The following is an 11751-nucleotide window of genomic DNA, read 5'->3' on the forward strand; positions in this document are numbered from 1 at the left end:
TATTACTTCGCTGCGGATTCTGAGCTAGGAATTACCGGTGCTGCATAAGCTCTTTTTCCAGTAGTCGATTTAGGAGGAACAGGGAAGTCGTCACCAAATTGTGTTCTTAGAATTTTTGCTGCATCTGTAGGGTCTGAGTGGTCTCTTGCTTCTTGCAATTTATCAAGAAGTACAGCTAGTCTCTCCTTGAATGTCACCATTTGCTTAGAGGTCACTTTTTCAAACAGTTCTGGTTTTGGCTCAACAGGCAAGTTAACTTTTAATCTTGGCATAAATTTATATTCTCCATCAACCAGCACATATTCGTCATAAAATTTTGAGAGCATTTTTGTCACAATATCAATAAGTGCGTCAAGATCCCTATAAGTTTTAGTTCCTGCGAAGATATCCTCATCTTTTTGGATAGTTAGCCAGTGATAAACACACGAAGTTAAAGCTATACCTGTAGGTTTACCGCTACCTGAATTAAACTTTATATCTTTCCACCTTTTTAAATATCGAACTATTCTACGGAATTGTCTTCTATCATCCTTATCTGAAAGGTGATTTCGAATTTCTGTTATTAAATCTTTTGGGTTTGATTCATCCCAAAATTTATTTTCTTCTAGACTTCCAGGCTTCCCCTTAGCTAAATAAACCTTTCCGTCATTATTAGTTGTTGCGTATACTGTTATATCAACGTGATAACCATCTTTATAAGAAACAGTAACACAAGGGACTTTTATTTTTATATCAGATGTGTGGCCCTCTAATGCATCATAAATCCATTGTTTAGCAACCACTGGTTTTACATCTTCTTTAGACATATCAAAATATAGACCGACATCAATATCATAATCGCTGCCTAAAGGTTTTATACCTGTATTCATTGCATAAGAACCTTGGTTAAAAATGGTGAAATCATAACTTGCTTCGTCGGGTAACTTTTCTTTTATTTTATTGATAATAATATCTCTTTTTTCTTTCAACGTTTCGTTTTCTTCTTTTAACTTAATGGCTTCATGAAACTGATTGAACTGTGTTGTGCAAAGGACCATATTTCTACCCCCTATATTTATATCATTCTAGTAATGGTAATATAAAACTCTGTATCTGAATAATAGCACAATTAAGGAAAAATCATGGGCTTTAAGACTTATAAATATTCATATAATTATAAAAGCAACTTCTTCCCATAAAAATCTTTATTTTCACCATAGCATATATATGAAACAAACAATTAAACAGTAAGTTAGCTGTCCGATTACTGTAATAAATGATAGCAATAATCGGGAAAAGATTCCATTGAATAAAGAACATTTGTTCGTATATAATAAAGAACAAACGTTCTTTATTAAGGAGTTATTCCAATGGATTATGGGCAGCTACCAAACAGAGTCATTATTTGTATCGACATGAAAGCATTTTATGCCTCCGTTTCTTCTGTCATAAGAGGTTTAAATCCTTTGAAAACAAGGCTTGCGGTGGTAGGAGATATCAAACGGTCAGGATCGGTTGTGTTAGCTGCCACACCCTTATTAAAGAAAGAAGGGATCAAAACAGGAAGTCGCCTCTTTGAAATTCCTAAAAGGAAAGATATCCATGTCGTGAATCCATCCATGGAGAGATACATCAAGGCTTCGAACTATATTTCTAGTTTGGTGTTACAGTATGTTGCTCCTGAAGATTTCCATGCGTATAGCATTGATGAGTTGTTTATTGATGCGACGGCTTCTTTGCATTTATTTGCTCGAACACCAGAAGAATTAGCCCATAAAATCATCAATGAGATTTATCGCAAAACACGGCTGACAGCTACCGCAGGAATCGGTCCGAATCTCTTACTGGCTAAAGTCAGCTTAGATTATGAAGCGAAGCACAGCCCAACAGGAGTTGCTTATTGGCGGTATGAGGATATTCCCTTTAAGTTATGGTCGATTCATCCAATGAAGGATTTCTGGGGGATCTCGTCAGCTACAGAAAGACGCTTAAACCGTTTAGGCATCTATACCATAAAAGAACTCGCTCTTTCTTCTAAAGAGATGTTACAAAAAGAATTTGGCATCATGGGACAGGAACTTCACCAACATGCGAATGGGATTGATTTTAGTCGCATTTCCGATGTGTACATTCCTAGCTCTCGTTCTTTTGGAAAAAGTCAGATTCTCTTTCGAGATTATACAAGCCGAAAAGAAGTGGAATTATTACTATTGGAGCTATTGGACGATGTTTGTTTTCGTTTACGCATGCATCAAGTGGTGGCTCAAACGATCCATTTATCCATTGGCTACAGCAAACAAACAGGTGGAGGCTTCTCAAGACAAAAGAAAATGGGGAGAGCTTCGAACTTAAGCCAAGATATCTTTCCGTACTGTTTAAGCATTTTACATACCTTTGATAGTGGAATGCCGATTCGTTCTATTGGGATTTCATTATCGAACACTAGCATTCAAGAAGAAGAGCAAATGAGCTTATTTGAGGACATCGATCAGCGTGAAAGAGACTATGCTCTTGCCAAAACGATTGATGACATTCGGCTGCGTTATGGGAAGAATAGCGTACTACGTGCATCTAGTCACCTTCCTCATTCAACAGCTCGTTACCGAAATGGCCTTATGGGTGGCCATAAAGCTTAAGCAGGAAAAAAGATAGAACATAGAGGAATGAAAGAAACAATAATAAAAATATGCAGTATCTATAGTATTCATAGAAATAAATATCAGGAGACGGAATTAAAGGTTAAAGTAAGGAAAAACCCAACCTTACCATTACAGAAGATTGGATTTCCTCCTATTTATCAGCAAAACACTTAGTTGTGACCAACTATTGGATGTGGTACATATGGCTCTTCAAGAAACGCAATTTCTTCAGGTGTTAGCTTAACCGATAAAGCACCTACTGCATTTTCAAGATGTGATGTTTTCGTAGCACCAATTATAGGAGCTGCTACTGTTTCCTTCTGTAATAACCAGGCAAGTGCAATGTGTGTACGAGGAATACCATGTTTTTCTGCGATGGATGCTACTCGTTCCACAACCAATCGATCTGCGTCCGCAGTCGCATCGTATTTAGATTTTTGAATTTGATCTGTCTCGGAACGATGTGTTGTTACTGACCAGTCACGGGTTAATCTCCCTGATGCAAGAGGGCTATATGGAGTGACACCAATTTTCTCTTCCTTACAAAGAGGTAACATTTCTCGTTCCTCTTCACGGTATATTAGATTTAAATGGTTCTGCATAGACACAAACTTAGTCCAACCATTTCTTTCAGCCACATGTAATGCCTTTTGGAACTGCCAAGCGTACATGGCAGAAGCACCAATGTATCTTGCTTTTCCAGCCTTCACTACGTCATGCAATGCTTCCATTGTTTCTTCAATAGGAGTATCGTAATCCCAGCGATGGATGATATACAGATCTACATAATCGGTTTCCAGTCTCTTAAGACTTTTATCGATTTCACTCATAATTGCTTTTCGGGAAAGACCAGATCCATTTGGACCTTTATGCATTTGTCCGTGTACTTTAGTTGCTATGACAACTTCATCACGATTAGCATAATCCTTAAGAGCTCGTCCAAGATATTCCTCACTTGTACCCAGTGAGTATACATTTGCTGTATCAAAAAAATTAATCCCTAAGTCCAGGGCTTTTTTTATAACAAGACGGGAGTCCTCTTCATTAAGTACCCATTGGTGAAGCCATTTGTTGGCGTCCCCAAAACCCATACATCCAAGACAAAGTCGAGATATATCTAAGCCTGTATTACCAAGTTTTACATACTCCATTTAATTTCCCCCTACTTTTCTAATGAGTCATACACTTTTTTTAAAAAAAGGCCTTAACGGTAACAGCTTTTTCAAGAAAGATTTCTTAATTTTCAGGAATAATTTCATTGATATATGCTAATGTGTTAAGTGTTCTCGGAAAGCCCATATATGGTAGGCAGTGAGTGATAGCAGTGATTAATGTTTCCTTATCATTGCCCACATTTATGTTACCCTGCACATGTGCTTTCACTTGACCTTCAGCACCGCCTAACGCGCTTATAATACAGAGCGTTAATAGCTCTCGTTTTTTCAAATCGAGTCCGTCACGAGTATAGAAATCCCCAAAGCAAAAAGCAGAAAGATATTCCTGCATATGCTTTTGATTTGATGGAGCACTCTCCTGCATTTTTTTTATGACATCTCCAAAAATCTCTACTTGAGTTGCAAGACCCTTTTGAAAGCGATTATCTTCATCTACCGTCTTTTGGCTTTCAACCGGTAAAGCGATATTCTTTGCTTTGAATACCTCATTAACTTCATTGATAGCATTTAACGTTTTCGGAAATCCAATATACGGAGCACATTGGTAAACCGCCTCTTTGATTTCTACAGGTGTTAGCCCAACGTTCAATGCTGCGCTAACATGTGCTTTTAATTGAGGTAACGTCTGGTTAGTAGCAAGAACCACCAGGGTGATTAACTCACGCTGTTTGTCATCCAGATTACCTTGATAAAAAACTTCCCCAAAAATAAAATGGCTCAGAATGTCCTGGAAATCAGGATCAGTGGCATGTGTACTAGGCACTCCTTCACCAAATAGCTGTTTGAATTTTTCTTTGCTCTTTTCGATACGGTTCATAAACAAGCCTCCTGATAAAAAAATAGACAAGCTCGCATTTATATCAGCTACTTTTATTACAGTTGATTGATTGTGAGCTTCTTTGAAATCCTTTTTTCTTAACGTTTTTAATTATGTCATAAATATCAAAAAAGCCTTAGCCTATTATTATCAAGTTTTTGCCTAATCCTCTCAAATCTTCTTACGAAATCTATGACTATCAGGTATAATGAACCGAAGATAAAGAAAAGGAGAATAAGTTATGGCTAACACACCCTATAAACAGCAATATGAACTTTCTAGACTCATCGAACGTATTTGCAAGCAGGACGGTGTTCATCCTACCACCATTCCATCTTTATTTCTCATCCGCGAATCCATTATTACTGAACCCGTTTCTCGGGTTAACGAGCCATCTTTTTGCATTATCCTCCAAGGAGAGAAAGAGGTATTATTGGGAGAGGAACGCTTTTTATACGGCCCTGGTCATTATATTGTGGCATCTGTTGATTTGCCAGTTACAGGTCAAGTCATCAAAGCCTCAGCCGAGTCCCCATATTTAGCCTTCAAACTTGAATTCACCTCTAGCCAGGTTTTAGAGGTTTTAAATGGCACAGATATTAAAACGAGGCAGGGAAAGAATGCAAAACGAGCTATGTATGTTAGCAAAGTAGAACCATCTTTGTTGGACGCAGTAGTAAGGTTAGCATCTTTGCTAGACACTCCCAAACACACCCCATTTCTTGCTCCATTATTGAAAAAAGAAATTCTCTATTGGATTTTGCAAGGTCCACATGGCGAAGCGCTTGAACAAATGGCATTAGAAAGTAGCAATGCCTCTAGAATAAGAGAAGTTATAGATCATATCATCAATCATTATGAAGAGTCTTTTCGTATTGAAGAGCTTGCTGAAATAGCGAATATGAGTGTTTCATCACTACATCGACATTTTAAAGATGTAACAGCAATGAGTCCCATTCAGTTTCAAAAACAACTGAGATTGCAGGAAGCAAGGCGCTTGTTATTAGCAGAGTCAACAGATATAGCTCATGTCGCATTCAAGGTGGGATACGAAAGTCAATCACAATTCAGTCGAGAATATTCCCGAATGTTTGGCTTTCCACCCAGAGTAGATATAAACCGAATGAGAGAAAACTACGTTTAAATGAAGAAGGATTGTAGGTTGTGAAAGGTTGTACCTAAAGTAAAAGGTGCTTTAGTTCGGTAAGAAATAGTAATCGTAAGATTTTCAACAATCTGGTGCTTTAATGGAGTAAGGATCACAAAAAACAATTATCCATATAGACATAGCTACATTGATAAAAACCATTAAAACAAAAGCTTTTTTAAAAGGATGTATTGATAAAATGAAAGAAACAATAGTGTATTATAAGGGTGAATATAAAGTATACAAAGATTAGCATTCACCTAGTTTTGTTTCTTTATAGGATAAAAAACAAGACTAAAAAATATGGAGTATCTACAGTATTCATAGAATAGATAATGGGAGGAAGAGATGAAGAAAGTAATAAACATGATTAATCCAATTTCAAAAGTACCTGGAGTCTCGTTACTTGATTTGAAAAGAGCAGAAAAAGTACTTGGTGCTATATTTCCCAATGAATACAAGGAGCTCTTTTTAGAAACGAATGGAGCAAAATTTGGAGATTGGACTTTGTTTCCTATTCAAACGAATGAACAATCGTCATTAACATTTGATATTGTAAAACAAAATTTAGATAACGGATTAAAAAATGTACCAACAGATATAATTTTTATTGGAGAAAAAATGAACGGTGATAAGCTATGCTATCGTATTAGAAAAAGATTTATGCAGGAACAAATTTATCTTTGGAATGATAAAATCGGGCTAAGTGATTGTAAAGCACTATCATTAAGCACATTTATTGATTGGTATGTGCCAAAAGTAAATACTGATAAGCCAAAAGCAGTTGGTAATTTCACAGTAGAAAATGGAAAGTTAATTGTTACTGATCCAGCATATCAGCCGGATGAAGAAGACCTACAAATCATACTCCCGAATGTAAAAAACGGAAAATGGACAGCATTCATATCATATACGCCTGAAGAAGTGGTGGAAAGTTTATTCATATTTTATGGGGAAAAGAAGCCAAGTGGAAAATGGCATGTTTGCGAAAAACTGATTGGAGTTGACTCTGCACAAGCAGGGATTTTTGATTATAAAATATTTGGTAGCGACGATGCAATCCAATATGAAGTGAAAAACGTCCATGACATAGAGATAGATGCAGATGGATTAAAATATTATGTTGCATGTGTTGACTTGGTGGCTTCGGATGCCCAGGGAGGAGTTCTCCCAGGTGGTGCGGTTTCAATGTCTGGTTATGGAGATGGAATGTACGAAGTGAAAGTAAAATATAACATTTCAAAAGAAGTTGTTGGAGTGATGATCGACTTTGGAAATGAAGAATAACGCTATTTGCCAATGGGTAGTAAAATACACTTGTGCTTATCAAACTAATTGTTGCTTATTAATAAAAAAATTATCCATGTAAACATGGCTACATTGATAAAAACCATTAAGACAATAGCTTTTCTAAAAGGAGATCTTGATAAAATGAAAAAATGGCGACCGTTTGCGAGTATGACCGAACAATACACAGGATTGCAGGAAGTTATAAACATGCAAGCAGAAGTACCTCAACCTCTTTTAACAGAAGAGCAAATGGAACAAATCAATTTCACCTTGATTGAAGCATTACATACAAATAAACAAGTATACCTTACATATTATAAGAATGGGCAAAGTATAACCGATACAGGGTTCATTCAATTTGTTGATTCTCTTGGGGATTTATTTATTTTCATTGATGACGTATTTGAGTTAAAGAATAAAATGAGGTTAAGTGAATTAATTGATGTTCGCTTGGCTTAATTTCTGAAGAAATCTTGTGCAGGAATCATTTATTTGGGTGGAGGTACATTCATGTACAATTTTAGAGTCTACACGTTACGTGACGGTTCAAAGAGAATCATTAAACTAAAAGAAGGAGAATCATTTAAAGGAGAACTCCAAAGAGCAGGTATCCAAGAAACACAAATTTTTCAGATGCAACTAGTGGAAAAACCAGAGTAATTTTAACATATACCTTTTATATAGACCTAATTGTGTTAGTCTATTAAAAGCCAAATAGAAAAGAGTGATTAATCTGGAAGAAATAAAAGAGCAAGAAATCGATTTTGATAAGGTGTATGACTATGCTGCATTTCCTGATAAAATTAGTGGCCGATGTGATAACTGCAACTCAGCTTACTTCAAAAGTTCGGTAAAAAGTGGCGTTTTCTTACGTGAGTGTCGCGATTGTGGAATGAAGAAGAGTATTTAGACTATAAAAGAAAGCAGGACTTGAATGGCAGTTGTTATTATTTGTTGCATGATCTTAGTAGGACTTTTTATTATTTACGCAGGGTGGAAGCGTCCATATGATGAAATTAGTTCGCCCCCTGATATATGGATACTTGAACTCCTCTTTGTGATTATTGAACAACTATTTAAGGTTTCAGCAGAAAAACTTATGCGGGTCTCATTCATGATTCTTGGAACTGCTTGGTCCCTACTATTCCTTGTAATATTGATTACACATGCATATTAAAATAAAAAAGAAGTTACCAAGGGATAACTTCTTTTTTATTATGAATATCTGTAAAGTTATTAACTTTTATTATAACCGAATTACTTTAATTGTTTATTTTCATTTTTTTATTGGACATTTCATTTTCCAGAGATGTTTTTAGTTGTTCTTTGCTCATTATCAGCGCCGCCAAAAATGCAAGCACCGTAGGAATAAGCGCCCACATAAACGTATGAGCGATTGAAGAAGAAAGAACTCCTACAATTTTATCTAAGACAGGTGCAGGGATATGAGCACGAGCCTCCGGCGCAAGAATGACGCGAGGATCGTTAAATGTTGGATTGTTGACCATTTGATCTTGTCCTGCAAAAATCTCCTTAAGTTTAGAAGAAAACTCGTCTCGTTGAATGATTCCAAAAATGGTAATACCAAGTGTCATGCCTAACGAGCGAATAAAAGAAACAGTTGAGTTCACAGATCCTCTTTGTGCCGGATCAAAATGATGAATTGCTGCGTTACTGAGAACAGAGAATGTTGCTCCAATTCCTAGTCCTGTAAGAATCATATAGATTGTAACTAAGAAACGACTTGTATCAGGACTCAACGTTGTTAATAAGAATACACCTGCTCCTAGAATAATTGTAACGACAATCATAATGCTACGATAGCTTAATTTATTCATTAGAAAACCGCCGGTTGTGGCTGAAACGACAGAGCCTAACATCATCGGAAGCAGTACAAGACCTGAGTTAGTAGCTGTCCCTCCAAGCACACCTTGGATATAGATAGGTATATAAACCGAAGCCGTGATGAATGCCATCCCACTAAAAAGACTCAAGAGGTTACTTGTAGTAAATAAACGAACTTTGAACATTTGAAAAGATATAATAGGATCTTTTACTTTTCTTTCAATTAAAATAAAAGCAACAAATAATGCGACAAAAGCAATGAATAAACCTAAGATCTCGCCAGAATTCCACTCATATTTATTACCACCAAGCTCTAAGGCAAACATTAAGCTGACAACTGAGCCCACCAGAGTTACAGCGCCCCACCAATCAATTTTTTGTTTGGCATGCACGGGTGATTCCTTGTAGAAAAATACGATAAATGCTAGCGCTAGAAGACCCAAAGGAATATTCACATAAAATACCCAGTGCCAGTTGATGTAATCAGTAATATAAGCACCTAACAGGGGTCCGAAAATACTCGATAAGCCAAAAACTGCTCCGAATAAACCACCTAGTTTACCACGTTTCTCAACAGGAACCGTATCAAACATAATTGTAAAAGCAATTGGGATAAGTGCTCCGCCGCCAATCCCTTGAATTGCTCGATAGATGCTGAGCTGGATAATACTCTCTGCCGTACCACACAAAATTGACCCTATTAAAAAGACAATGAGTCCAAAGACAAAAAACATTTTACGTCCAAACATATCGGAGAGTTTACCGAATATTGGCATGCCGGCCATTTCAGCGACCATATAAGCTGATGTAACCCATACAAACTTATCAAGCCCGCCAAGCTCTCCGACTATAGTTCCCATAGCAGTAGCGACAATCGTGTTGTCCATAGACGCCATTAAAATCGCTAGCAGAAGACCTGCCAGCACTAGCTTTAAATTACCTTGTTTTGCATTCATATTTAATCATTTTTCTCCTTTTGTAACACAATAAATTCTGAAAGTGTGTAAATTATAAATAATTGAATAACCATTAGGAAGAGTTAGTCCATTGGTTCTTCTTTAGAAGTAAGATATAACGATATCTCCCGTAACCATTCCCAATCCCATTTTAATTTTTCATCTTGTATATCGTCGATGGTAGATTGAATCCATTCTAACTCTGCTAATGACATCGTTCTCTGATATTCCACCTCAAGTAAAAACAAACGTGGAATACCTTTACTTGTCGCTACTTTCAACTGTTTTTCTACATGAGCTAATGCCTTCTCTAAAGCAAGCACTCTTTTTTCAAGTTGTTCTTTCACGTCTTCAGGTGTTAAAAGAGCGAGAAAAGAAATAGCAGCTGGAAATTCTAAGAATTCCTGTTTGGGTGTAGAAAGCATTTCTCTTATCCACTCGTACGCAGCTTCTCTCCCTTCTTCTGTTACTTCATAAACAACTAAATCTGGTCTCCCTTCATTCTGTTTTTTCTCTTGAATTACGATCGCTCTATCGCGATGCAAACGATCAATGGTCTGATAGATGCTAGTTCGATAACGAACATTAATAACTTCATCCTTCCCTCTCTCTTTAATAAGCTGTTGCATACGATAAGGATGCATAGGCTCTTCGATGAGGAGACAAAGTATTGCTAAAGCAAGAGGTGATTTTTTAATTTTATTTTTCATAGTTATAATATTACTATTAATAATATTACTAAAGCAAGAGGAAGATAAATCCACTAAATGTGCAGATAGATTTATCAAGCTCCTACAATAAATTCCTAACTGATTGCCTTGATGTTTCCAATAGAATGTATTATATATTTAATATGTCATTCTTAGGCCTTGTCTTCGTTTTAATAACAAGAAAAATCTCTTTTGTTACGCATTAAACTATATTCAATATAGGAATACTTTTATGAGTGTATTTGTCAACTCAAAATCCAGCCATTTCGTCATTGAAAACCCAGCCAATTTTCTGACTTCATTTATATAATTGGCCGGTTTTTTAATGCTTTTTTTATTCTTCTTTTCCTTCTAGCTCTGTTCGATTAACTCTTGTTTCTTCAACCATTTCTCCGTTTCTTTCATACGGTAGGAGTCACCAATCATATTCACAATATAGGCTTGATGGGTTAAACGATCAATCATAGCTGCTGTCATGACAGGGTCTTGAAAGATTTCTCCCCATCTTTCAAAGGATAAGTTCGTTGTAATAATGGTTGATTTCTGATTCGCTCGTAATGATAAATGAGTAAACAATAACTCTGCACCTTCTTTATCAAATGAAATATAGCCCATTTCATCTGCGATGACTAAATCATATTTTTCAAATCGATTCTGAAAAACTCGTAGAGTTCTCTCTGACCTGCATTCCTTTATTTGGTTGACTAATAAAGGAACCGTTGTAAACCATACCTTATAACCTTCCATACAAGCTTTTATCCCTAAGCCAATTGCCATGTGAGTCTTTCCTGTACCCGCATTGCCAGCTAAAATGACATTTCGGCCTTCTCTGATAAAATCTAAGCTCTTTAAAAGCTTAAATTTTTGCTGGGCATCTTTTGATAAATCCTCAGTTGATAGATCTTCTAGATATTTCTTATAGGGAAAGTCTGCACGACGGATTCGATTATATTTGGCAGATTCCTGTCTAGAATCCAGTTCTTTTTGAAGTAACTGTCGTAAGAATTCTTCATAACTGGCATCTGTTTCAACTGATTCTTTAATCACTTCTTCAAAATCCTGACGGATTTTAGGTAATTTGAGCTCTTTGCTTAATGTATTAATTTCCTCTACCAATGCTTGCTTCGAAAGTTCCATTTACCTGCACCCCTTATTGAATAAATTTCGTTTGGAACAGTTGATCATAGGTCTGA

At 36.4% G+C, this 11751-nt stretch carries 13 protein-coding genes; 7 read left to right on the forward strand and 6 right to left on the reverse strand.

Going from position 1 to position 11751, the window contains the following annotated elements; translation table 11 throughout:
• Positions 1 to 2: 2 nt before the first annotated feature.
• Entirely contained in the window at positions 3 to 1037 is a 1035-nt protein-coding gene (locus NST66_RS27750; protein ID WP_340843813.1) for a nucleotidyltransferase domain-containing protein, read from the reverse strand.
• 312 nt (positions 1038 to 1349) lie between these two features.
• On the opposite strand from NST66_RS27750, the gene NST66_RS27755 reads away from it, so the two are divergent.
• Positions 1350 to 2615: a Y-family DNA polymerase gene (locus NST66_RS27755; protein WP_340843814.1), complete on the forward strand. Its 1266-nt coding sequence runs from the start codon at positions 1350 to 1352 to the stop codon at positions 2613 to 2615.
• Positions 2616 to 2788: 173 nt separating this feature from the next.
• On the opposite strand, the gene NST66_RS27760 is transcribed toward NST66_RS27755, so the two are convergent.
• Positions 2789 to 3769 (reverse strand): aldo/keto reductase, encoded by a 981-nt coding sequence (locus tag NST66_RS27760; protein ID WP_335549797.1) that lies wholly within the window; start codon positions 3767 to 3769, stop codon positions 2789 to 2791.
• An 85-nt stretch (positions 3770 to 3854) separates the two neighbouring features.
• Complete coding sequence (locus NST66_RS27765; RefSeq protein ID WP_335549796.1) at positions 3855 to 4610, reverse strand: carboxymuconolactone decarboxylase family protein; 756 nt, start codon at positions 4608 to 4610, stop codon at positions 3855 to 3857.
• 241 nt (positions 4611 to 4851) lie between these two features.
• Between NST66_RS27765 and NST66_RS27770 the strand changes: the two genes are divergently transcribed.
• The 6 genes from NST66_RS27770 (at position 4852) to NST66_RS27795 (ending at position 8224) form a co-directional block, all read left to right on the forward strand.
• Positions 4852 to 5754, forward strand: coding sequence for an AraC family transcriptional regulator (locus NST66_RS27770; protein WP_335549795.1), 903 nt, complete (start codon positions 4852 to 4854; stop codon positions 5752 to 5754).
• Between the two features lie 351 nt (positions 5755 to 6105).
• Complete coding sequence (locus NST66_RS27775; RefSeq protein WP_182030556.1) at positions 6106 to 7044, forward strand: SMI1/KNR4 family protein; 939 nt, start codon at positions 6106 to 6108, stop codon at positions 7042 to 7044.
• A gap of 144 nt (positions 7045 to 7188) precedes the next feature.
• A complete protein-coding gene (locus NST66_RS27780; protein ID WP_182030558.1) occupies positions 7189 to 7506 on the forward strand; it encodes a YolD-like family protein in 318 nt (105 codons plus the stop codon).
• A gap of 51 nt (positions 7507 to 7557) precedes the next feature.
• Positions 7558 to 7707 (forward strand): hypothetical protein, encoded by a 150-nt coding sequence (locus NST66_RS27785; protein WP_182030560.1) that lies wholly within the window; start codon positions 7558 to 7560, stop codon positions 7705 to 7707.
• 64 nt (positions 7708 to 7771) lie between these two features.
• Complete coding sequence (locus tag NST66_RS27790) at positions 7772 to 7957, forward strand: hypothetical protein (RefSeq protein WP_318283045.1); 186 nt, start codon at positions 7772 to 7774, stop codon at positions 7955 to 7957.
• 24 nt (positions 7958 to 7981) lie between these two features.
• Positions 7982 to 8224, forward strand: coding sequence for a hypothetical protein (locus NST66_RS27795; RefSeq protein WP_016766429.1), 243 nt, complete (start codon positions 7982 to 7984; stop codon positions 8222 to 8224).
• Positions 8225 to 8309: 85 nt separating this feature from the next.
• Here the strand turns inward: NST66_RS27795 and NST66_RS27800 are convergent, their stop codons facing one another.
• From NST66_RS27800 to istB, 3 genes are all read right to left on the reverse strand, one after another.
• On the reverse strand, positions 8310 to 9848 hold the full coding sequence (locus NST66_RS27800) for an MDR family MFS transporter (protein ID WP_016766430.1): 1539 nt from the start codon (positions 9846 to 9848) through the stop codon (positions 8310 to 8312).
• 83 nt (positions 9849 to 9931) lie between these two features.
• On the reverse strand, positions 9932 to 10558 hold the full coding sequence (locus NST66_RS27805; protein ID WP_318283046.1) for a PadR family transcriptional regulator: 627 nt from the start codon (positions 10556 to 10558) through the stop codon (positions 9932 to 9934).
• A gap of 351 nt (positions 10559 to 10909) precedes the next feature.
• A complete protein-coding gene (gene istB / locus NST66_RS27810; RefSeq protein ID WP_063247936.1) occupies positions 10910 to 11695 on the reverse strand; it encodes an IS21-like element helper ATPase IstB in 786 nt (261 codons plus the stop codon).
• Positions 11696 to 11751 lie beyond the last annotated feature (56 nt).

It is taken from the genome of Priestia sp. FSL W8-0524 (genome assembly GCF_038005965.1).
Lineage (GTDB): Bacteria > Bacillota > Bacilli > Bacillales > Bacillaceae_H > Priestia > Priestia zanthoxyli.